General features: G+C 46.0%; 20 protein-coding genes and 2 tRNA genes. 5 read left to right on the top strand and 17 right to left on the bottom strand.

Annotated elements, in window-relative coordinates; all coding sequences use genetic code 11:
• Window positions 1–251 precede the first annotated feature (251 nt).
• The 8 genes from WMO75_RS10260 to tsaE form a co-directional block, all read right to left on the bottom strand.
• Window positions 252–341 (bottom strand) — tRNA-Ser (locus WMO75_RS10260).
• 124 nt (window positions 342–465) lie between these two features.
• Window positions 466–551, bottom strand: a tRNA-Ser gene (locus WMO75_RS10255).
• Window positions 552–637: 86 nt separating this feature from the next.
• On the bottom strand, window positions 638–1345 hold the full coding sequence (gene ispD / locus WMO75_RS10250; RefSeq protein ID WP_022215139.1) for a 2-C-methyl-D-erythritol 4-phosphate cytidylyltransferase: 708 nt from the start codon (window positions 1343–1345) through the stop codon (window positions 638–640).
• 44 nt (window positions 1346–1389) lie between these two features.
• On the bottom strand, window positions 1390–2409 hold the full coding sequence (gene tsaD / locus WMO75_RS10245) for a tRNA (adenosine(37)-N6)-threonylcarbamoyltransferase complex transferase subunit TsaD (protein ID WP_349077981.1): 1020 nt from the start codon (window positions 2407–2409) through the stop codon (window positions 1390–1392).
• Between the two features lie 12 nt (window positions 2410–2421).
• Window positions 2422–3333 carry a ribonuclease Z gene (locus WMO75_RS10240; RefSeq protein ID WP_022215137.1) on the bottom strand — a complete coding sequence of 304 codons (912 nt, stop codon included), beginning with the start codon at window positions 3331–3333 and terminating at the stop codon, window positions 2422–2424.
• A gap of 22 nt (window positions 3334–3355) precedes the next feature.
• The gene (rimI, locus tag WMO75_RS10235; protein ID WP_022215136.1) at window positions 3356–3790 is read right to left on the bottom strand and encodes a ribosomal protein S18-alanine N-acetyltransferase; all 435 of its coding nucleotides are present in this window, start codon (window positions 3788–3790) and stop codon (window positions 3356–3358) included.
• Window positions 3787–4503, bottom strand: a complete 717-nt coding sequence (gene tsaB, locus WMO75_RS10230; protein WP_022215135.1) for a tRNA (adenosine(37)-N6)-threonylcarbamoyltransferase complex dimerization subunit type 1 TsaB — start codon at window positions 4501–4503, stop codon at window positions 3787–3789. The genes rimI and tsaB overlap by 4 nt, the downstream gene beginning before the upstream one ends.
• Window positions 4504–4520: 17 nt before the next feature.
• Window positions 4521–4952 carry a tRNA (adenosine(37)-N6)-threonylcarbamoyltransferase complex ATPase subunit type 1 TsaE gene (gene tsaE, locus WMO75_RS10225; protein ID WP_118253308.1) on the bottom strand — a complete coding sequence of 144 codons (432 nt, stop codon included), beginning with the start codon at window positions 4950–4952 and terminating at the stop codon, window positions 4521–4523.
• Window positions 4953–5046: 94 nt separating this feature from the next.
• Here tsaE and WMO75_RS10220 point away from each other — a divergent pair, with 94 nt between their 5' ends.
• Complete coding sequence (locus tag WMO75_RS10220) at window positions 5047–5571, top strand: peptidylprolyl isomerase (RefSeq protein WP_118699179.1); 525 nt, start codon at window positions 5047–5049, stop codon at window positions 5569–5571.
• An 89-nt stretch (window positions 5572–5660) separates the two neighbouring features.
• Here WMO75_RS10220 and WMO75_RS10215 read toward each other — a convergent pair whose 3' ends face one another.
• The 6 genes from WMO75_RS10215 to ftsH all read right to left on the bottom strand — a co-directional run bounded on the left by WMO75_RS10215 (window position 5661) and on the right by ftsH (window position 15178).
• A complete protein-coding gene (locus tag WMO75_RS10215) occupies window positions 5661–6314 on the bottom strand; it encodes a YigZ family protein (RefSeq protein ID WP_022215132.1) in 654 nt (217 codons plus the stop codon).
• An 81-nt stretch (window positions 6315–6395) separates the two neighbouring features.
• Entirely contained in the window at window positions 6396–9056 is a 2661-nt protein-coding gene (locus WMO75_RS10210) for a transglycosylase domain-containing protein (RefSeq protein WP_118699180.1), read from the bottom strand.
• 189 nt (window positions 9057–9245) lie between these two features.
• Window positions 9246–10181, bottom strand: coding sequence for an ROK family glucokinase (locus WMO75_RS10205; protein WP_022215130.1), 936 nt, complete (start codon window positions 10179–10181; stop codon window positions 9246–9248).
• A 22-nt stretch (window positions 10182–10203) separates the two neighbouring features.
• A complete protein-coding gene (hprK, locus tag WMO75_RS10200) occupies window positions 10204–11136 on the bottom strand; it encodes an HPr(Ser) kinase/phosphatase (protein ID WP_349077980.1) in 933 nt (310 codons plus the stop codon).
• 43 nt (window positions 11137–11179) lie between these two features.
• Window positions 11180–13048 carry an excinuclease ABC subunit UvrC gene (gene uvrC, locus WMO75_RS10195; RefSeq protein WP_118699182.1) on the bottom strand — a complete coding sequence of 623 codons (1869 nt, stop codon included), beginning with the start codon at window positions 13046–13048 and terminating at the stop codon, window positions 11180–11182.
• A gap of 15 nt (window positions 13049–13063) precedes the next feature.
• Window positions 13064–15178 carry an ATP-dependent zinc metalloprotease FtsH gene (gene ftsH / locus WMO75_RS10190; protein ID WP_118253297.1) on the bottom strand — a complete coding sequence of 705 codons (2115 nt, stop codon included), beginning with the start codon at window positions 15176–15178 and terminating at the stop codon, window positions 13064–13066.
• A gap of 183 nt (window positions 15179–15361) precedes the next feature.
• Between ftsH and WMO75_RS10185 the strand changes: the two genes are divergently transcribed.
• The gene (locus WMO75_RS10185) at window positions 15362–16840 is read left to right on the top strand and encodes a DUF1846 domain-containing protein (RefSeq protein ID WP_118699183.1); all 1479 of its coding nucleotides are present in this window, start codon (window positions 15362–15364) and stop codon (window positions 16838–16840) included.
• Window positions 16841–16925: 85 nt separating this feature from the next.
• On the opposite strand, the gene galE is transcribed toward WMO75_RS10185, so the two are convergent.
• Window positions 16926–17942: a UDP-glucose 4-epimerase GalE gene (galE, locus tag WMO75_RS10180; RefSeq protein ID WP_118699184.1), complete on the bottom strand. Its 1017-nt coding sequence runs from the start codon at window positions 17940–17942 to the stop codon at window positions 16926–16928.
• Window positions 17943–18309: 367 nt separating this feature from the next.
• On the opposite strand from galE, the gene WMO75_RS10175 reads away from it, so the two are divergent.
• The 3 genes from WMO75_RS10175 (at window position 18310) to WMO75_RS10165 (ending at window position 21369) form a co-directional block, all read left to right on the top strand.
• Window positions 18310–19548, top strand: coding sequence for an ABC transporter substrate-binding protein (locus tag WMO75_RS10175; protein WP_118699185.1), 1239 nt, complete (start codon window positions 18310–18312; stop codon window positions 19546–19548).
• An 88-nt stretch (window positions 19549–19636) separates the two neighbouring features.
• Window positions 19637–20524 carry a carbohydrate ABC transporter permease gene (locus WMO75_RS10170; protein WP_118699186.1) on the top strand — a complete coding sequence of 296 codons (888 nt, stop codon included), beginning with the start codon at window positions 19637–19639 and terminating at the stop codon, window positions 20522–20524.
• Window positions 20524–21369 (top strand): carbohydrate ABC transporter permease, encoded by an 846-nt coding sequence (locus WMO75_RS10165; RefSeq protein ID WP_118699187.1) that lies wholly within the window; start codon window positions 20524–20526, stop codon window positions 21367–21369. The genes WMO75_RS10170 and WMO75_RS10165 overlap by 1 nt, the downstream gene beginning before the upstream one ends.
• A gap of 60 nt (window positions 21370–21429) precedes the next feature.
• On the opposite strand, the gene WMO75_RS10160 is transcribed toward WMO75_RS10165, so the two are convergent.
• Both WMO75_RS10160 and WMO75_RS10155 read right to left on the bottom strand, forming a co-directional pair.
• Window positions 21430–22533 carry a phosphotransferase enzyme family protein gene (locus WMO75_RS10160; protein WP_435378305.1) on the bottom strand — a complete coding sequence of 368 codons (1104 nt, stop codon included), beginning with the start codon at window positions 22531–22533 and terminating at the stop codon, window positions 21430–21432.
• Window positions 22534–23463: a sugar phosphate nucleotidyltransferase gene (locus WMO75_RS10155; RefSeq protein ID WP_118253325.1), complete on the bottom strand. Its 930-nt coding sequence runs from the start codon at window positions 23461–23463 to the stop codon at window positions 22534–22536.
• Between the last annotated feature and the right edge of the window lie 92 nt (window positions 23464–23555).

Raw genomic sequence — 23555 nt, 5'->3', positions numbered from 1 at the left:
ATAAAGTGTTTGATTACTCAAGACAACCAACTAGCTTAGTTATCTCTCGTCATTACTGTTTATAAAAAGTTCATTCTATTGAATGATGATTCTTAAAGAATTTTCGAGAATCGTATGTGTTTCACTGTTTAGTTATCAAGGTTCTTCACTTACCATCTTGCGACAGCTCGTTTATTTTATCTCATTCTCAACTATTTGTCAAGAACTTTTTTTAACTTTTTTCAAAACTTTCTATCCAAGAAGTTTTGAAACGGAGAAGGAGGGATTTGAACCCTCGCGCCGCTATTAACGACCTACTCCCTTTCCAGGGGAGCCCCTTCGGCCAGCTTGGGTACTTCTCCAAATTGCCCTACGCAATCGCTTTGGTTTATTTCTTTACCAGAAGCGTTTTATATTATATCGCGTTGTTTTTCTTTTGTCAAGAACTTTTTCGACTTTTTCAAAATCTTTTTTATTCTTAACAAGCGGAGAGAGTGGGATTCGAACCCACGCGCCCTTGCGGACAAACGGTTTTCAAGACCGCCTCGTTATGACCACTTCGATATCTCTCCGTATTCACTTTTCAGTGTTTTTTGCGCTTCTCTGTCAGCGCAAGACATATTCTATCATCGAACTTCGCACATGTCAACACCTAAATTTACATTTTTTTATATTTTTTCAAAAAAGTTTCTGCAACATCAAGATCTTCTGGTGTTGTGATCTTGATATTCTGGTAGGAGCCTTCTACCAGGCGGATCTTGGTGCCTTTTTCCTGCTCTACTACCATGGCATCATCGGTGACTCCTGACATGTCTTTTGCACGCAGACTCTCATGGGCGGATCTGATCAGGGGATATGCAAAGATCTGTGGTGTCTGAATAGACCACACCTGGCTGCGGTCCGGTGTAGACTGGATAAATCCATCCTTATCTGCGATCTTGATGGTATCTTTGGATGGCATGCCGACTGCACAGGCGCCTGTCTCCTGCACTCCAAAGATACCTCTCTCCAGGATTTCTTCTGTTATGAACGGTCTTGCCCCGTCGTGTATAAATACATAATCGCAGTCTTCGCAGGCAAGAAGCCCCTGATATACAGAATCATATCGCTCCTTGCCGCCTGCGATCACTTTGGTTACTTTTGTAAAATGATAGCGTTCTACGATTTCTCTTTTACAATAGGAAATCATTTCTTCTCCTGTTACCAGAATAATTTCCTGGATCAGAGGACTTTTCTGAAAACATTCCAGTGAATAGTACAGAACCGGGCGGTGATCGATCTCCAGAAACTGCTTCTGGATCTTACTGTGCATTCTTTTGCCCTGTCCTGCTGCCAGAACGATCGCTGTATTTCTCTCCTGCTTCATAATAAGCCCTCCATCAAATCTTTCTTAATAAAGTAAAAAGGATTTTATCTCTCACCTAATCTGAGGTTCGGAACTGCATTCAGATCCCAGCCATGACGGGTTCCCTTTTTAAATTCGTAATAAGCTGCCACTCCGATCATTGCCGCATTATCTGTACAGAAGATCGGTGACGGACGATAGAATTTGTATCCGTGTTTCTGGCATGCTTCTTCCATCGCTGCCCGAAGTGTTCCGTTGGATGCAACTCCGCCTGCGATCGCTACTTTGTCCATATGATAATCCTTTGCTGCCTGCATGGTATGTTCTACAAGCACATCTACGACAGCTTTCTGGAAAGAAGCTGCAAGATCTGCACGGTTTACATCTTCTCCTTTCATCTGAGCCTGGTTCAGATAGTTCAGGACTGCTGATTTGACACCGCTGAAGCTGAAGTCATATGGGCAGTCTCCGATCTTGGCCTTCGGGAATACGATGGCATTCGGATTTCCTTCTTTGGATAATTTGTCGATCTTTGGTCCACCCGGATAGCCCAGTCCGATCGCACGTGCTACTTTGTCAAATGCCTCGCCGGCTGCATCGTCCCTTGTACGTCCAAGGATCTCGAATTCTCCATAATCCTTGACGATAACAAGATGTGTATGACCGCCGGAAACGATCAGGCACAAAAATGGCGGTTCCAGATCAGGATGCTCTATATAGTTTGCAGAAACATGTCCTTCGATATGATGCACTCCTACCAGTGGAAGTTTCTTGGCATAGGCAATGGCTTTTGCCTCTGCTACGCCCACAAGAAGCGCTCCTACAAGTCCTGGTCCGTAAGTTACACCGATCGCGTCCAGATCATCCAGAGTAACGTCAGCTTCTTTGAGAGCCTTCTCGATGACCTGGTTTACTTTCTCGATATGTTTACGGGAAGCGATCTCCGGGACAACTCCTCCGTATAATTTGTGAAGTTCGATCTGTGATGAGATCACGTTGGATAAAATCGTCCGGCCGTTTTTTACTACGGAAGCGGCGGTCTCATCGCAGGAACTTTCGATTGCCAAAATTAATGTATCTTCCATATTCAGACACCTCTAGTCTTCTTCAAAATTTAATTCTACACTTTTGCCATCCCTGCCCGGGTATGAATTCGGAAAGATCTCTCTTACTTTATCCATATATTCGTCCGGCCGGATCAGTGACGGGCTGAAATGCGTCAGCCACATTTCTCCTACCTCTGCATCCCTGGCAAGTGTCGCTGCCTCGCGGAACATCATATGCTTGTAGCCCTTGGCCTTCTCAAGCTTCTCTTCCTCGGCATACATTCCCTCGCAGATAAAAAGATCTGAGCCTTTTGCGTTGCGCAGGATAGACTCTGTCGGTCTGGTATCTGTGGTATAGGTAACTTTGATCCCCTTACGGTCTGGTCCGAGCACCATATCCGGCGTATATACAACACCGTCTGCTTCTATGGTCTGTCCCTTCTGCAGAGGATTCCAGTATTTCAGCGGGATCTCCTGTTCCTTCGCGCGTTCCGGTGAAAATTTGCCCTGGCGCAGAATCTCAAGTGTGTATCCATAACAGATCACGTTGTGGTTCACTCTGAATGCAGTGATCCTGTATCCATTGATCTCAATGACTTCTTCTGGTTTGGTGATCTCGATAAACCGGATCTCAAACGGAAGTTCCGGTGCGATCACCCGTAATGCATTTACGACCCGCTCCAGTCCTTTCGGACCGATCAGTGTAAGTGGTTCTGTCCTGTCTGCATTGCCCATGGTAAGGAGCAGTCCCGGAAGTCCGCTGATATGATCTCCGTGGTAATGGGTAAAGCAGATCACATCGACCGGTTTGAAACTCCAGCCTTTTTCCTTGACTGCCACCTGTGTTCCCTCGCCGCAGTCGATCATCAGGCTGCTTCCGTTATATCTTGTCATAAGGGCAGTCAGCCAGCGTCTTGGAAGCGGCATCATCCCTCCGGTTCCAAGTAAACAAACATCTAACATATTTTTCCTCTTTTTCTAATTCTCATTGTTTCTTTGTCATAAGAACCGCATTTTCCAGCGGATCGGTATAATAATTTTTGCGAAGTCCATCCTCGACAAATCCCAGTCTCTGATAAAGTCTGCGGGCAGTTCCGTTGCTTTCTCTGACTTCAAGATGAACCAGGCTGATTCCCTGTGCCTGTGCAAGCATCAGCATGCTGTCTACCAGAAAATAGCCGATTCCTTCTTTCTGGCGGTCACTGCGTACTGCCACGTTGAGGATATCACCCTCGTCCAGCACTGTCTGCATGCTGCAGTAACCAAGGATCCTGCCCTTTTCTTCTACTACGAAGAACATGGTGTCCTCTCTTGTCAGGAAAGTGAACATTCCCTCCTTTGTCCATGGCATGGCAAAAAGATCTGTCTCGATCTCCATGACCTGATCCAGATCTTCGATCAGCATCTCCCGGAAAGTCATGACTGCTGCTCCTTTTTCTCTCGTTCCGCACGTTCGCGTTCTGCCTGAGAAACACGCAGGTAGTCCGGAATGTGCTCCATTGCTGTCTGTATCTTACCTTCTTTGTAATAAACAAGTCCAAGTGCTGCGACTGCTGCTGCTCTCTGCTTATTTACGTGTGCCGGTGCAAATGTGTACGGCACAGTCAGTTTCTCTGCGATCAGGTCCTTGAAAACCGGTACGCCGTCGCCCAGGAAGGTCACCGGCTGCTGGTATGCATTCAGCTTCGTGATCATTTCTTCCATCGGCACTGCCATCTGGTCTTCTACTGTCACAAGTCTGTGATCCTCGAAACGATAGATTCCTGTGTAGACCTGTTTTCTTCTTGCATCCATGATCGGGCAGATCAGTCCCTGTGTATCATACAGATTGTATGCAAGTCCCTCTACTGTCGGCACTGCCACAAGCGGTTTCTTAAGTGCAAGTCCAAGTCCCTTGGCAGTTGCGGAACCGATACGGAGTCCTGTAAAAGATCCCGGTCCTGCTGCGACTGCGATCGCGTCGATCGTATTCAGATCAAGCTCTGTCATCTTTGCGATCTCATCCAGCATCGGAAGCAGTGTCTGTGAATGTGTTTTTTTGTAATTTACGGTGTATTCTGCTACGAGAATATCATCCTCTACAACAGCTACGGAAGCTACAATTCCTGAGCTGTCAAGACCTAAAATTTTCATTTTTTTCTCCTCAATTATTATAATTCCAGTCCCTCGATCGTGATACGTCTGTAATCAAATCCTCTGGAAAGATCTTTCTCGATGGTTATGGAAATCCTGTTTTCCGGCAGGATCTCCTCGATCAGCTCTGCCCACTCGATCAGGCAGATACCCTCTCCAAAGAAATAATCATCATATCCGATCTCTTCCATTTCCTCTATATCGCCGATCCTGTATACATCAAAATGATAAAAAGGAAGTCTGCCTTCCTCGTATACCTGTACGATCGTAAATGTAGGGCTGTTCACCGGCTCAGTGATTCCAAGTCCTGATGCAACCCCCTGTGTAAAAACAGTCTTGCCAACGCCCAGATCACCGGTCAGTGTATAGACCTGTCCGGGAGTGGCAGCTCTGCCGATTTTTTGTCCGAGGGCAAAAGTTTCCTCCGGATTTTCTGTCTCTATTATCACGCAAATCACCTTTTTCCTTGCAGAATTGTTCTTTGCATATTATAATAGAGCCCACAAAGAAAAACAATACTTTTTGCAAAAGGAGATTATCATTATGGCAAATAAAAACCCGATCGTAACCATTACTATGGAAAACGGCGATGTAATGAAAGCAGAATTATATCCGGAAGTTGCTCCAAACACAGTCAACAACTTCATAAGCCTTGTAAAGAAAGGATTCTATGACGGACTGATCTTCCACCGTGTCATCAACGGTTTCATGATCCAGGGCGGATGCCCGGAAGGAACCGGAATGGGCGGCCCGGGATACAGCATCAAGGGCGAATTTGCACAGAACGGTGTTGCAAATGATCTGGCTCATACCCCAGGTGTTCTTTCCATGGCAAGAGCTATGCATCCAAACTCAGGCGGAAGCCAGTTCTTCATCATGCACAAAACTGCTCCGCATCTTGACGGAAGCTATGCTGCATTCGGCAAAGTGATCGAGGGCATGGATGTTGTCAACAAGATCGCTGAGACTGAGACAGACTTCAGAGACCGTCCGCTTGATGACCAGGAGATCAAGTCTATGACTGTTGATACTTTTGGCGTAGATTATCCGGAACCGGAGAAATGCTGATCTGAATAGGCAAAAAAGCTGAACGTTGTTTTGCACATGCGTTCAGCTTTTTTTGTATTTCAATTTCAAAATAATCGTTCTTTCGATCGTCAGTCCTCAAACGTAAGAACTTCTCCATTTACTTTTGCAAAGTACAATTCTTTTTCTTTTTCCATTCCTGCTCTGCCGTTTGTGCCTTCTGTGATGGCTTTCTGCACAGCTTCTGTTTCTGCGTCAGGAACAAGAAGTTTCAGAACAACTTTGTCCGTATATTCGCTGTCGAGGATCGGGATCTGACGTTCTCCTGCGATGTACTGGATCTTGCCAATTCCTGTGTAATCTGTTGTAACCTTGAGAGAAATGCCTTTTTTCTTCTCGATCACAAGGCTTCCTGCAAGTCCTTCCTGCACGGCTTTGGAGTAAGCTCTGACAAGCCCGCCGGTTCCGAGGAGCACTCCTCCGAAATATCGCGTCACAACTACTGCAACATTATAGATATCTTCGCCCAGGATCACATCCAGCATCGGCCGGCCTGCTGTGCCGGATGGCTCTCCATCATCACTGCAGCGGGTAAATTCTCGGTTCTTCCCGATTGAATATGCATAACAGTTATGTCTGGCATCCCAGTATTTCTTACGCATCTCTTCCAGAAATGCCAGGGCTTCCTCCTCATTCTTAACCGGGCGCACCGTTGCTATGAAGCGGGATTTCTTCTCGACGATCTCCCCGGTACCGCCCTCCAGTACTGTTTTGTATTGTTCCATTCTCATCCTCCCTGCCTGTACAACACAGGCTGCGACCATCCTGTGCCAGATGATTGCAGCCTGCTGCTGTTTCATACTTTATTATTCTTCGGCATCTCCACCTGAAGAATCTCCACCATCATCGCCTCCGGTGTTATCTCCATTATCACCACCGTTATCTCCGCCGTCGTTTCCGCCGGTATTGTCTCCGGTATTATCGGTGTTATCTCCCGTGTTGTCTCCGGTATTGTCTCCAGTGTTATCGCCTGTATTATCCCCGGTATTATCTCCGGTATTATCTCCGGTATTATCGTCCGTATTATCTGTCTGTGTACCATCAGAATTATATATTCCCTCTTCTGTGGTGTATTCCGTCATATCAGAATTATCATAATCAGAATATCCATAGAAATGCTGGTCGCACTCATCCGTTGGAACATCACCGATATCAAAGTACTCCGTTATAATCGGGCATCCGGCTCGCGGAAGAAGCCCTGTCTCTGCGCAGACACTGAGTTTCTCTACACTTGCAGGCATATCGAAATCTTTGTCCGGAAGTCCCTCATGAATACGGGTCATGACTTTCTTCCAGAGATTCTTGTGGAAGTTTCTCGCATCCTCTGGAAGTTTCTCGTTATTGTCAAATCCAGACCATACTGCACAGGTATAATATGGTGTATATCCTACAAACCACAGGTCATTGTATGCATCTGTAGTACCAGTCTTACCTGCGACTGTCATATTATCAAGCTGGCACGCTGTACCTGTACCCTGTGTCACAACATCCTCCATTGCACTTGTAAGAAGCCATGCTGTACTTTCTTTGATAACAGAACGTCCGGCAGATGTTTTCTCGATCAGGACATTGCCATTATGATCCAGGATCTTGGTGTAATAAAGTGGTTCAATATAATTTCCACTGTTTGCGATTGCCGCGTAAGCTGCACACAGTTCTATGTTTGTGACACCATTTGTCAGACCACCGAGTGCCAGTGGGAGGTTTGCATCTGTCCATACTGTTCCATCAGCATCACGATCTGCTTCTGTGCCATGTGCCAGTGTTGTAAATCCAAAATTGTCCAGATACTGAAGTCCCAGTTCCGGTGTAACTTCCTCCAGGCATTTGACAGCAACAACGTTGATAGAATTCTGGATTGCCTTGCGGATCGTGGTTGTTCCATTATAACTTCTCGATGCATTGTTAACTGGTGAACCATCCGGATAATTATATGGTTCATCTTCAAAAGTAGTTGCCAGTGTCATGCCTTTCTCATTGAGAGCAGGTGCATACGTAGACAGGATCTTGAATGTAGATCCAGGCTGTCTGGTTGTATCCGTTGCACGGTTCAGCGTCAGACTTGCAGTCTTCTCTCCACGACCGCCGATGATCGCCTTGACATATCCTGTATGCTGGTCGATTACACTCATGGACGACTGTGGCTGAGGTGCAAAGCTTACACGCTCTGCTACAACCGTGCTTCCGTCTGCGAGAATACTTTCCTTATAACGGTCAACATAACTCTGACCTTCTTCCTGAGAGTCAAAGAGCAGGTCAAATTCCGGATCTTCATTCTGGAAGTAAAGCTCGAGCATTTCCTTGCTGTAGTTTACTTCTTCACCCTGAGGATTCTTGACAGTCAGTGCATAGTCCAGTGCATACTGTACATAATCCGGATAATTGGACGGATCTGCATATTCTTCATCAAGAATCTTCTGGATTGCAGAATCCTGTGTTGTATAAATGCTCAGACCACCGCTGTAGACAAGGTTCTGTGCCTGTGTTCTGGTATATCCCTTAATATTCATCAGGTCATTGATCACCTGATCGATCAGTTCATCCTCAAAATAACTGTAAACCGTATTCTCTGTCTCAGAATTCTCGATCTGGGCAGCCTGGATGCGTGAATACACGTCATCATTGAGCACTTCGTCATACTGTGCCTGTGTAATATAGCCCTGAGCGATCATGTGATCCAAAACTTCTTTACGTCTCTTGGCATTTTCCTCTGGATGTTCGATCGGGTTGAACTGTGTCGGGTTCTGTGTGATACCCGCCAGAGTTGCACTCTCTGAAAGGTTCAGATCCCAGACATCCTTATTAAAATACTTCCTTGCTGCTGCCTGTACACCATAAGTTCCTGCTCCAAGGTTAATGGTATTCAGATAGTTCTCAAGGATCACATCCTTATTGTTGATCTTCTTCTCAACTTCTACCGCAAGATACTGTTCCTGTATTTTACGTGTAAAACGTTCAAGCCAGGTAGACTCCTTGGTCCAGTTGGTAAATACATTGTTCTTGAGAAGCTGCTGAGTGATCGTACTTGCTCCCTCAGAAAGATTTCCTGAGGTGATATTTTTTACGAAAGCACGCAGGATTCCGCGCACGTCAATTCCATTATGCTCATAAAAACGCTCATCCTCTATCGCAACTACCGCATGCTGCAGATCCACCGGAATCTGGTCGATTGAGACAGGCAGACGGTTGGAACTGGGAGCCGTTAATTTACGAAGCTGATTTCCGTCACCATCATACAAAAAAGTCGCATATCCCAATGGTGAAATATCAATATCATTCACATCGGGAGCATTGTCTATAATTCCCCTGAAAGCTCCAATCCCGACACATCCCACGACCACACATATTGTGATCAGGACCGCAAACAGGACTCTGATAAAAGAAACATGTGCTCTCTTACCCATCATTGCGGTACGGGAAATCAGAGAATTCCGCTTCCTGGAGACTGATTTTTTTCCGTAATTCATGGTTTTCCTCCTTTATAGTCCGTACCATTATATCAAATAAAAAATCGTAAATAAAGCCCCCAATTAAAAACTTCACATTTTCTTTCAAAAACCTTGGTTTTTTGGGATTTTTTTCTAAAAAAAGGAAGAAATCTTCGTAAAAAGACTTCTTCCTCTCAGGTTCAGCTCAAAATATGTAATTTCTGATTATCAGAGTACCATCTTGGCAGCACCGTAGATACCTGCATCATTTCCAAGTGTTGCAAGAACGATCGGTGTCTCCTTGCAGGACGGGAATGCATATCTCTGATAGTATTTCTCGATGCAGTCGATAAGCGGCTGACCTGCCTTGGATACACCGCCGCCGATAACGATTGCTTCCGGATCAGCAACTGTAGCAAATCCTGCAATTGCTCCGCCGAGAAGGTCTCCAACATACTCCATAACACGGACTGCTACTGCATCTCCGGCTTTGAAAGCGTCCAGAACATCCTTTGCTGTGATATTCTGAAGTTCTCTTAAGGTACTGTCGTCATCGGAAGCTGCAAGCATTCTTCCAGCCACACGCACGATTCCTGTTGCGGAAGCATACTGTTCCAGGCAGCCATGATTTCCACAGTTGCATTTTTCGGCTTCGTCACGGACTACGAGTGCATGTCCGATCTCACCGCCTGCTCCGTGGGAACCTGCTACGATCTTGCCGTCAATGATGATTCCGCCGCCGACACCAGTTCCGAGAGTGACCATGATCACATTCTGAGAACCTGCCGCTGCACCTTTCCATGCTTCACCGAGTGCTGCTACGTTTGCATCGTTTCCTGCCTGAGCCTTAAGTCCTGTGAGGTCACTTAAGATCTGAGCTACCGGTGTGAATCCCCAGTAGAGGTTTACTGCACAGGCAGCTTCTCCTTTGGAGTTGATCGGTCCTGGAATTCCGATTCCAACACCTTCGATATCATCTTTGTCAATATTCTTTTCTGCGATCTTGGCTTTGATCGTCTCAGCAACGTCCGGAAGGATGTTCTCGCCTTTATTTTCAGTTCTGGTAGGGATCTCCCATTTCTCTAACAGTGTTCCGTCTGTGTTGAACAGACCGCATTTTACAGAAGTTCCGCCTACGTCGATTCCAAAACAATATGATTTCATTTTTCTCCACCTTTTCTTAAATTTATTCTTCTCTCTTACGTGCAATGTTTGCCTGTACACGCTTGTAGAGTTCCTCAGCCGCATTGTAACCCATCTTCTTCTGTCTGTGGTTGACTGCGGCAGATTCTACGATAACAGCCAGGTTACGTCCTGGTCTGATCGGAAGGGAATGGCACACGATCTTGTTTCCAAGGTATTCGGTGTATTCTTCATGCAGACCGAGACGGTCGTATTCTTTGTCGCGGTCCCACTCTTCCAGTTTGATGACAAGGTCTACAGACTGGGTATCCTTGACACTCTCAACACCGAACAGCGTCTTGACATCGATGATACCGATGCCTCGAAGCTCGATAAAATGCCTCGTGATGTCCGGCGCAGATCCGACCAGGGTAACGTCACTTACTTTACGAAGTTCTACAACATCGTCACTTACCAGACGGTGTCCACGCTTGATCAGCTCCAGCGCAGCCTCGCTCTTACCGATGCCGCTCTCACCTGTGATCAGGATCCCCTCACCATAGACATCTACCAGAACTCCGTGGATGGAAATACATGGTGCAAGCTGTACGCCCAGCCAGCGGATGATCTCCGCCATCAGGCTTGAAGTTGTTCTTTCTGTCACAAATGTAGGAACATTATATTTAATTGCCATGTCGATCATATCCTGAGACGGCTTGGTCATGGTACTGAAAATAACACACGGAATCTTACTGGAAATGAATCGCTCGTATGTCATCATGCGTTTCTCATCACTGAGCTGCATCAGATATGTGTACTCTACATAACCGATGATCTGAACACGTTCATTGGCAAAATGCTCCAGATAACCAGTAAGCTGCAGTGCAGGACGGTTAATCTCTGCTGTTATGATCTTCTTGTCTGACAGGTCAATCTCAGGAGTCAGATTTGTAAGGCTCAGCTCCTGCACCATCTTTGTCATCAATACACCTTTCATACTTTGTGCTCTCCTTTAACGTTTATATATTTCAAGTGCCTTTTTATTTCTCATTTGCCGGATTATCTGGCCGATGGAAAAAATCATACACCTGTTTTGCACTTCCTGCATTCATGGACTCTGTCTGCGCCAGTTCTTCCTCAGAAGCATCCCTGATCGCCGCGATCGAGCGGAAACGGCGCATCAGAGCCTTTCTTCTGCGCTCTCCGATTCCCGGAATATCATCCAGGATCGAGTGAACCTGTTCTTTACTCCTCAAAGAACGATGATACTCGATCGCAAAGCGGTGTGCTTCATCCTGGATCCTGGTGATCAGCCGGAATCCCTCACTGTTTGTGTCGATCGGGATCTCTACATTATTATAATAAAGTCCTCTGGTGCGATGGTGGTCATCCTTGACCATTCCGCAGACCGGAACATCAATACCCAGATTCTCAAGGACCCCAAGTGCAATATTGACCTGTCCTCGGCCTCCATCCATCAGAAGCAGGTCCGGCATTCTCGCAAAACTGTCAAACTCTCCATTACTCTCGTGTGTAAAGCGCCTCGTCAGAACTTCCTCCATACTGGCATAATCATTCGACCCCTGAACAGACTTGATCCGGAATTTGCGGTAATCGCTCCGCTTCGGCTTGCCCTTCTCATAGACTACCATGGAACCAACGGACTCAAAACCACTGATATTGGAGATATCGAACGCCTCCATACGGCTGATTCCTGTAAGTCCAAGCCATTCCTCTACCTCATGGACAGCTCCGATCGTTCTGCCTTCCTCCCTGCGGATCCGCTCGCGGTCCTTATCCAGAACCATGCGGGCATTTTCCCAGGCAAGTTCTACCATTTTTTCCTTGGTACCCTTCTTCGGGATTACGATATGAACCCTCTGTTTCCGGCGGGAAGTCAGCCATTCCTCGATCACTTCCCTGTCCTCAATCTCAGCCTGAAGCATGATCTCTCTTGGTATAAACGGTGTTCCCGCATAATACTGCTTGAGGAAACTGGACAAAACCTGCGAACGGGTATCCCCCCGCGCAACTCTCAGATAAAAATGGTCTCTGCCGATCATCCTGCCGCTTCGCATAAAGAAAACCTGGACAACGGCATCCTGCTCTCTGAGATCAAGGCTCTCATCCATCGCCACAGCAATGATATCGCGGTCCTCTTCTCCGTAGGCAGTGATCTTCTGACGCTCTCCGATCTTGCGGATGCTCTGGATCAGATCACGATATCCGGCAGCATCTTCGAATCGCATTTCTTCGGAAGCTGTCATCATCTTGTCTGTGAGTTCGTCGATCGTATCCTGAAAATCACCATTCAGAAAGCTGAGCACCTTCTGGATGTTTTCCCTGTATTGTTTCTGATCCACATGTCCGGTACAGGGAGCTGTACACTGCTTCATATGGTAATACAGACACGGCCGGTCCTTACCACAGTCGCGTGGAAGGTTCCTGCTGCATGAACGAACCTGGTACAGTTTGCGTACAAGCTCGATCACATCCTTGACCGCACCGCCACTGGTGTAGGGACCAAAATATCTGTTTTTGTCCTTCTTCATCTGCCTGGCAAACAGAACTCTGGGATATGCCTCCTGCACCGTGACCTTGATAAACGGATAGCTCTTGTCATCCTTGAGCATCGTATTATATTTCGGACGGTGCTCTTTGATAAGGTTGCTCTCCAGAACGAGTGCTTCCAGTTCAGAATCTGTAACAATATATTCGAATCTCGATATGTGGGTGACCATCTGCTCGATCTTGGCACCCTTGTTGCGGCTGCTCTGAAAATACTGCCGTACACGGTTGCGGAGACTGATCGCCTTGCCCACATAGATGATCGCATCCCGCTCGTCGTGCATGATATACACACCCGGTCTTGCGGGAAGCTTCTTTAATTCTTCTTCAATCTGAAACATATCGCGGCTCCTTTATTAAGCCTCTGTGCTGCTACCTTCTGATGTCTCTGATTCTGTTTCCTGGGACGGAATCTCTGCCGGTGTTTCTGGTGTCTCCTGATTCTCAGGGACTTCCGCTTCTGTCTCTGCCAGAGCTTCCTTGGAAAGATTTACCTTCGCAGGAGTATCCACTTCTGTCTCTGGCTGCTTTTCCTCGTCTTTCTTGTCAAAATCCGGAAGTTCGTCAAGGTTTTCCGGAATCTCAAGTCCTCTCTCGACTGCACGGAAGATCTTCATGAATTCCTTGCCAGTGATCGTCTCTCTGCGGATCAGATACTCAGCGATCTTGTCCAGTGCTTCTCTGTGTTCGTTCAGAAGTCTCTTGGCTTCCTCATAGGAATAATGAAGGAGCTGCATTACTTCGTGGTCGATCTCTGTCGCTGTGTCATCACCACAGTTAAGGACTGCACGACCGGAAAGATACTGGTTCTCCTGTGTTGCAAGTCCCATCAGACCAAATTTCTGTGACATACCATACTGGGTGATCATTGCACGGGCAACCTTGGTCGCCTGCTCGATATCATTGGCTGCACCTGTCGTTACAGTATCAAATACGATCTCCTCAGCCGCACGTCCTCCAAGGTATCCAACCAGCATAGCCTCGAGTTCCTTCTGGGTATTGAGATATTTCTCTTCCTCCGGAACCTGCATAACGTAACCGAGTGCTCCCATGGTACGCGGAACGATCGTGATCTTCTGCACCGGTTCTGCATCCTTCTGGAGAGCATTCACAAGTGCATGTCCTACTTCGTGGTAGGAAACGATACGTCTCTCCTGCACGCTTAAGATACGGTCTTTCTTCTCTTTGCCGACAAGGACAACCTCTACGGATTCCTGAAGATCCTTCTGTGAGACAGCCCTTCGGCCGTTCTTGACAGCAAGGATCGCAGCTTCGTTGATCATGTTGGCAAGGTCAGATCCGACTGCCCCGGAAGTAGCCAGTGCGATCGCATCCAGATCCACAGTTTCATCCAGCATGACATTCTTGGCATGGACCTTGAGGATCTCTACACGGCCCTTGAGATCCGGACGATCTACGATGATACGTCGGTCAAAACGTCCTGGCCTTAAAAGTGCCGGGTCAAGTACTTCCGGACGGTTGGTTGCCGCCAGGATCAGAAGGCCCTTGGAAGTATCAAAACCATCCATCTCTGCAAGGAGCTGGTTCAGTGTCTGCTCACGCTCGTCATTGCCGCCGCCATATCTGGAATCACGGCTCTTACCGATTGCATCGATCTCATCAATAAACACGATACACGGTGCATTCTTCTTGGCTTCCTCAAACAGATCTCTGACTCTGGAAGCTCCGACACCGACAAACATCTCGACAAATTCGGAACCGGAAAGTGAAAAGAACGGTACCTTTGCCTCTCCTGCAACGGCTTTCGCAAGAAGGGTCTTACCTGTTCCCGGAGGTCCTACGAGAAGGGCTCCTTTCGGAAGTTTCGCACCGATCTGCGTGTATTTTCCCGGATTGTGCAGGAAATCAACAACCTCCTGAAGAGATTCCTTGGCTTCCTCCTGTCCTGCTACATCCTTAAAAAGAACACCTGTTTCCTTCTGAATGTAGGCTTTGGCACGGCTCTTGCCGACTCCCATGATGCCGCCGCCACTACCTTTGTTCATTCGCCGCATAAGATACATCAGCATAAAGAACAGCACTACCGTCGGAAGCAGCAGACTGATCATGGTAGATACAAACTCTCCCATCACATCAGGCTGTTCATATTTGAAAATAATTCCTTTGCCTTCCAGACGTTGCGTCAGTGCACTGGTATCCTCCATCTGGTTGACCTTATAGCTTTCTTTCTGGTAAGATTTCTGAAGTTTTGGAACGACAGTCAGCACTCCGGACTGGAGTGTCACTTCTTTGATCTGATCTTTATCTACCATTTCGATAAATTTATCATATGTGATCTCACTGGATTTATCGCTCATCATATCTGTCACAAAACTCAGACAAACTAAACTGATCAGGAGACAGATCAAAAATCCAAGAATGGTCTGACGATTCTTGTTCGGTCCCTGATTTCCTGGGTTATTTCGGTTCGGACGCTTATCATCCGGACGCTTATCCATATGATCGTTCATTCTTTTCCTCCTCTTGTTATCTTCTATATTATAAAGAGATTTCTATTATAAATCAACTGAAAAACTGTGAATGTTTGTAGTAATGGGATATTGCCTGTGAACAATAACTGTAGTATACTATCCACGTGATAGCTAGACCCAACTAATTACTATAGCTAACTGTGATGGAAAGGAAATCGACAAATGAAAATTGGATTTGATAATGAAAAGTATCTGACTATGCAGTCCGAACACATCCGCGACCGTATCAGCAAATTTGACAACAAGCTCTATCTGGAATTCGGCGGAAAGCTTTTTGATGATTACCATGCATCCCGTGTTCTTCCAGGATTTGAGCCGGACAGCAAGCTCCGCATGCTCATGCAGCTCCGCGACCAGGCTGAGATTGTCATTGTCATCAGCGCCTCTGATATTGATAAGAACAAAATGCGCGGTGACCTCGGAATCACTTACGATGAGGATGTACTTCGTCTGATCGATGCTTTTACAGAGCGCGGTCTCTATGTAGGAAGTGTATGCATCACACGCTACGCCGGACAGGAAAGTGCTATTCTCTTTAAAAACCGCCTTGCAAAACTCGGCATCAAAGTTTACTTCCATTATAGTATTCCAGGATACCCGAGCAATATCCCGCTGATCGTGAGCGATGAAGGATATGGCAAAAATGAATATATCGAAACAACCAGACCTCTCGTAGTCATCACCGCACCAGGACCAGGAAGCGGAAAAATGGCAACCTGTCTTTCCCAGGTATACCATGAATACAAACGCGGCGTTGCTGCCGGCTATGCCAAATTCGAGACTTTCCCGATCTGGAACATTCCGCTCAAGCATCCGGTCAATCTGGCATACGAGGCTGCTACTGCAGACCTTAATGATGTCAACATGATCGACCCGTTCCATCTGGAAGCTTACGGTGAGACAACCGTCAACTACAACCGTGACGTAGAGATCTTCCCTGTTCTCCAGGCAATGTTTGAAAAGATCATGGGAGAATGCCCTTACAAATCCCCTACAGATATGGGTGTCAATATGGCCGGAAACTGCATCGTTGATGACGAAGTATGCTGTGAAGCTTCCCGCCAGGAGATCATCCGCCGTTACTATAAGAGCTGCGATGCCCTTCTCACAGGCGACGGTACTGAAGAAGAAGTACGCAAGATCGAACTTCTTCTGAAACAGGCTCACGCATCCCTCGATGACCGCAAAGTTGTTCCTGCCAGCCTTGCCAAAGAACAGGAGACCGGTGCACCGGCTGCTGCCCTTGAACTTCCTGACGAACGCATTGTTTATGGAAAGACTTCCGACCTTCTCGGTGCTTCCTCTGCACTTCTTCTGAATGCACTCAAGGAACTCGCAGGCATCAACCATGAGCATCATGTGATCTCACCGGAGGCGATCCATCCGATCCAGGAACTCAAGACCAAATATCTCGGAAGCAAGAACCCGAGACTTCATACAGATGAAACCCTGATCGCACTTTCTGTCAGTGCCGCTGATAACCCGGAAGCACGTAAGGCTCTGGAACAGCTCCACACACTCAAGGGATGCCAGGCACATACTTCTGTCATGCTGTCATCCGTGGATATCTGGGAATTCCGCAAACTCGGCATTGAGCTGACCTGTGAACCGAAATTCGAAAAAGAAAAGAAATATCACTAAATCTCTTCAAAACAAAACACCCCGGCAGAACGCTGTGAATACGTTCTGCCGGGGTGTTTCTTATTATATATGGTATTTATAAAAATCAGTCTTCGTAACCGTTCGGGTTCTTCTGCTGGAAGTTCCAGGAATCTGCACACATATCTTTGATATCGTACTCTGCTTCCCATCCAAGTTCCTTCTTAGCCTTGGTTGCATCGGAATAGCATGTTGCAACATCACCGGCACGACGAGGTTTGATAGAGTATGGGATCTTAACGCCTGTTGCAGCTTCAAAGTTCTTAACAATGTCAAGAACACTGTATCCTTTACCTGTACCAAGGTTGTAGATGCTGAGTCCGGAATTGTCTTCCAGTTTCTGGACAGCCTTTACATGTCCTTTGGCAAGGTCAACTACGTGGATGTAATCTCTGACACCAGTTCCGTCCGGTGTGTCATAGTCATTTCCGAATACGCCGAGTTCTTTGAGCTTGCCTACTGCAACCTGTGTGATGTAAGGCATCAGGTTGTTCGGGATACCATTCGGGTTCTCACCGATAAGACCGCTCTTGTGAGCACCGATCGGGTTGAAGTAACGAAGAAGTACTACATTCCATTCCGGATCTGCTTTCTGGATATCTGTAAGGATCTGCTCCAGCATGGATTTGGTCCATCCATAAGGGTTGGTGCACTGTCCTTTCGGGCATTCCTCTGTGATCGGGATGATCGCCGGATCGCCGTATACAGTTGCGGAAGAGGAGAAAATAATATTTTTGACATTATGTTTTCTCATCACATCAACCAGTGTAAGTGTACCTGCAATGTTATTCTCATAATATTCCCATGGTTTAACAACAGATTCTCCAACTGCTTTGAGACCTGCGAAATGGATACAGGAATCGATATCCTCTTTCTCAAAAACTTCGTTCAGTCCTTCTCTGTCAAGAATATCTACTTTATAAAATTTAACCGGTTTTCCTGTGATCTTTTCTACACGTTCAAGGCTCTTCTCGCTGGAGTTGCTTAAGTTATCCAGTACTACTACGTCATATCCTGCGTTCTGAAGCTCTACTACGGTATGGCTTCCGATAAAGCCAGCTCCGCCTGTTACTAAAATTGCCATGATCTGCTCCTCCTGACATTTGCTTTTGTTTTACTACGGTGACATTGTAGCACTGTTTTATTTTTTTCACAATATTTTCCCCAAACATCCCGCATATTTTACTAAAACTCCCACATATTTTACCTATTACCTGATGCAGTTATGAAACTTCTGTTTTGGAGATTCTGATTTTGAATCTTTGTGCAACTTGTCAATACTTTTCTTTATGCAATATACATTGTTTTTTTTGTATTTTCAGTCTTTTTTTGTCTATTTTTATTGACACTTAGTCTTATAAACGGTATAATCAGCCTAATACATTCGTGATTATCACGAAACCAAACTGACGGTTCTGTCAGTTTCACCAAACAAAAGGGAGGACTTTCATATGAAACGTAAAATCGCATTAGCTATGGTACTGGCAATGACAGCAACAATGGCTCAGCCTGTTCTCGCAGCAGACGACAAGACAACTCTGGATGTCATCATCAGCCAGTATGGTACCCAGACCCAGGCGTGGTGGTCCCAGTTCGAAAAGGATTTCGAAGCTGAAAACTCAGATATTGATCTGAACATCGAAATTGTTTCCTGGAACGATCTTTATACCAAAGTAAATACACTGGTTGCAAACAACAACGCACCTGATATTCTGAATATCGACGTTCTTGCAGATTATGTGGCTGACGATCTGCTGATGCCTGCAACAGAATATGCTTCTGAAGATCTTCAGTCCAAATTCTTCCCGTCATTCTGGGAAGCAAGCACAATTGATGATACTGTATACGCATTACCGATCCTGGCATCCTGCCGTGCACTCTTCTATAACAAGGACATCCTTGAAGAAGCAGGTGCTACCGTTCCTACCACATGGGCAGAAGTTCAGGACGCAGCAAAGAAGATCAAAGATAAATTCGGCGATGACGTTTATCCATGGGGTATTGATATGACAACTGACGAAGGTCAGGCTGCATTCTCTTATTATACATGGAACAACGGCGGCGGATTCGTTGATGAAAATGGTGACTGGGCACTCAACAGCGACAAGAACGTAGAAGCTCTGAACTTCGCACTCGGTCTTGTAAACGATGGATACACCAACTCCGATCCGGCTAACGAAACACGTTATGACCTTCAGGATATGTTTGGTGCAGGCAAAGTTGCCATGATGATCGGACCGAACAACATTCCTACCTATCTCTCCGATGGTGGATATGACATTAACTACGATGTAACAACAATCCCTGCAAATGAGGGCTGCGAATCCGTAGCAATGGGCGTTTGCGACCGTCTTGAAGTATTCAAGGATGACTCCGCTGAGGATCAGGAAGCTCGTACAGCTGCCATCACCAAGTTCTTTGACTTCTTCTATGATGACACTCGTTACGCTGATTACATGGTATACGAAGGATTCCTTCCAACCACTCAGACAGCAGCAGATCTTCTTGCAAAAGAGGACGAAACTTATTCATCCTGGATCGATATCCTGCAGAGCTGCAACTTCTACCCGGCAACCAAGACTGAATGGGCAGATGTAAAGCAGGGCGTTATCGAAGTAGAGCAGAACGCACTCCTTGGCGACGACGTTCAGACACTGCTTGATGATCTTCAGGCTGATATTGCAGGCTGATCCCAGATTTAGATACGACTTAACCGGGAGCCGGAACATTAGTGACCGGCTCCCGATTCTTTTGAGCAAATGATTTGGTGGTGTAAATATGAAAAAAAAGAAACCTCTGGCTGCTGTGGAGCCATATCTGTGGCTGCTTCCCAGTATCCTTCTTATGACAATCTTTATACTCTTTCCTATTTTTGAAGTTTTTCGTACTTCAATGAGTGAAGTGAGTAAAGCAGGTCTGATAAAAGGATTTTGCGGACTTGACAATTTTACCAAAGTCCTGAAAGGATCTACTTTTAAAATAGTCCTGAAAAATACTCTCGTATGGACCATTGCTGTAGTTGTACTTTCTACTGTATTTGGTTTCATTCTTGCACTTGTACTGAACAACAAATTCCGTTTCCGTAAAGCAGTCCGTGCTATTGTTGTATTTCCATGGGCAACTTCCCTGATCATCCAGGCAGGCGTATGGAAATTCATCATTGACAAGGATTACGGTGCACTGAACACCCTTTTACTGAAACTTGGACTGATCTCCAGTCCGGTCAACTGGACTCCTACCCCGGAAGCATATTTTGCATGGGAAATTTTTGTAGGTATTTTTGTTACTGTACCATTTGTTACTTTCTGTGTCCTTTCCGGTCTGCAGAGTATCGACAACTCTTATTATGAAGCGGCTACCGTTGACGGTGCCAACTACTGGCAGAAGCTGTTCAAGATCACACTTCCGCTGGTAAAATCTTCTCTGACGGTAAGTACTGTGTTGAATATCATTTATGTATTCAACTCCTTCCCTATCATATGGACAATTACCAAGGGCGACCCGGCAAGCCGTACCGATACCCTTGTTACCTATCTCTATAAACTTGCTTTCTACAAAGGCAAATCCGGTGAAGCAGCTGCAGTATCCGTGATCGGATTCCTGATCCTGTGTGCATGCGCTTCTGTTTATATGGTACTTTCACTTAGAAAGGAGGAGGAAGACTAATGAAACATTCACGCGACACAAAAAGCACACTCCTTCGGGTTCTTCTTTATGTTTTTGTCATTCTGGTCGTATTGATTACGCTGTATCCATACTTTGTTATGTTTACGACTGCCGCCAAGAGCCGTGCAGAAATCTACGCAACCAAGGGAACACTTCTCCCGATCCACTGGCTCTGGCAGAACTTCAAGGATATCTGGACACTGGCTCCACTTTCCAGATATTTCATCAACTCCCTGATCGTTGCAGGTGGCTCCACTCTGATCGCGATCGTATGTGGTATTCCTGCAGCTTATGCACTTGCACGAATGAAGTTTAAGGGCAAAAAGATCTTCCTGGGTATCGTTATCATCTCCCAGATGTTTGCTCCTGTAGTCCTTCTGGTAGGTATCTACAAGATCATGTCAACCTTCGGTATGACAGACAGTCTCGTTGGTCTTGTATTTATCAATGCAGCATTCAACCAGGCATTCGCGATCTGGCTGCTGCGCGGTACTTTTATTTCTATCTCACCTGAAATGGAACAGGCTGCAACAGTTGACGGCTGTGGCAAGGTTTCTGCCCTGATCCGCATCCTTCTTCCAGTCGCCGCACCTGGTATCGTAACTGCGCTGATCTTCGTATTTATCAACGCATGGAATGAATATACAGTCGCACTGACTCTGATCTCAACAGATGTCTTCAAACCTCTGACGGTCGGTATTACGATCTTCAACGGTTACAACATGGTAGAATGGCAGTATCTGTTTGCATCCTCACTGTTTGCAACAGTACCGGTCATCATCCTGTTTATACTGATCGAGAAACATCTTGTCGGTGGTCTTACCTCCGGTGGTGTAAAGGGCTGATATATACAACAAAAAGCTTCGGAACCTGTTCAAAGTTCCGAAGCTTTTTTATTGTAAAAATCATTTATATTTTCTGATGATCTCATTCATCTGCGGCAGTTTTTCCTGCATGTCTTTTACAAGAGTAAGCTGGGTCCTGCATCTGTCAAGGTTATGTCCCTCTCTGTGGATATGGAAGTAATGATCTCCCTCCAGATGGTCTGTCAGGAAACGGATTCCATTCTCAAATGTCATAAGGATCGCTCCCATCGGAAGCATCTCGATCTCAAGGTCTGTCAGCGCACCGCCACATCCCTCGATAAATCCCTTCGCATAAACATCAAAGAGATGAAGGTCACAGGACACCTTGGAAAGGTCTCTCTCGTCCTCCAGAGCTGTGCTTGCTCCGAAGCGGATAGAATCACCGAAATCATTCGCTGTCAGTCCCGGCATGACTGTATCCAGATCGATCACACAGATTGCTTTGCCTGTCGCGTCATCGATCATGATGTTGTTCAGCTTGGTGTCATTATGTGTTACACGAAGCGGAAGTCTTCCGTCAAGCTGCATATCATACAGTGCATGTGTCAGTTCTTCTCTCTCCAGGATAAAATCAATTTCTTTCTGGACAGAGGCTGCTCTTCCACAGACATCCTCTGCAACAGCTTTCTTGAATTTCTTAAGGCGGTCCGGTGTGTTATGGAAATCCTTGATCGTCTCATGAAGTGTCTCTGCCGGATAATCTGCCAGAAGCTGCTGAAAATGTCCGAATGCTACTGCGCTCTGATAGAAATCATTGTCGTCCTTTACTGCATCGTAGCAGGTCGCTCCCTCAATAAAGAGATAGACTCTCCAGTACTCTCCATCAGAATCCACAAAATACGGAAGACCTGTCTGGCTTTTTACCAGTGTCAGTGTCTCTCGTTCCGGATCGCCGCCATTCTCGATGATCTTTTTGCGGAGCCAGGAAGTGACACCGCTGATATTTTCCATCAGTTCCACTGGTTTCTTAAAAATATTTCTGCTCATTCTCTGCAGGATATATCGTTTCGTTCCCTGTGATGTCTCGTAAGTCAGTCGATAAGTATCATTAATATGACCGCTTCCATATCTGATGCACTCTTTGAGTTCACCATGCAATTTGAAGCCGTCAATCGCTTCACGTACTGTATTGCTGATCTCCACTTATGCTTCCTCCCATAAATTCTGCGGATACAGCCCCTGATCTTTCAGGTTCTGAACTGCAGCCATTACCATTGGTTTATCTTCTTTGTAAGTAACTCCGTACCATTTATCCTCGGACTTGAGAACTTTGACAGTTGCTTTGTGCTCCTGAAGAAGTTCGTCAACAACAAATGGAAGGAAATATTCTCCCTTCATCGGATTATTCTTGATCGCATCATCCAGAAATGGTTTAAAACGTTCTTTAAGTTCCTTCAAAATGCTGTTTGAGAATCCCCACATATTCATGGAAACGATGCTGCCCTCCGGAAGCATGGTCCATGTCTTGCCGTCATCCTCTGTGTATGCTGTACCGCCGTCATGTTTCTCGATATGGGTACGCTCATTGATCTTGATCAGATGACCTTCCTCATCTGTCACACAGACACCTCTGGCAACATGACCATTCTCTGTAAGGGTATTCTCAAGGCGGTATCCTACCATCATGTAACGGTAAACATCTCCTTCTTCCTGCTCAGAAGTCAGGAAATCATATGCCATCTTGAATGCATGTACACCATAGTAATCATCTGCATTGATAACAGCAAAAGGTCCATCGATCTCATCGATACAGCTTAAGACTGCATGGCCGGTTCCCCACGGTTTCACTCTTCCTTCCGGGACTGCATAACCTTCCGGAAGATTGGTCAGTTCCTGGAAAACATACGCTACTTCGATCTGTTTGCTCAGACGATCCCCGATTGCCTCACGGAATGCCTGTTCATTTTCTCTCTTTATAATAAATACGACTTTCTCAAAGCCAGCTCTTACTGCATCATAAATGGAAAAGTCCATGATAATATGACCTTCTTTGTCAATCGGATCGATCTGTTTCAGACCTCCATAGCGGCTTCCCATTCCTGCTGCCATTACTACTAAAACTGGTTTCTTCATCATTTTCGCCCTCCTGTATTCTTAATCAAAAATAACTGTACACCACAAATCCCAATATGACAACAAATAATTTTCAATTTCTGCAGCCATTA

It is taken from the genome of Blautia intestinihominis (assembly GCF_040096655.1).
In the GTDB taxonomy this organism is placed as follows: Bacteria; Bacillota; Clostridia; order Lachnospirales; family Lachnospiraceae; genus Blautia_A; species Blautia_A intestinihominis.
This window is presented reverse-complemented; position numbering and strand designations above follow the sequence as displayed.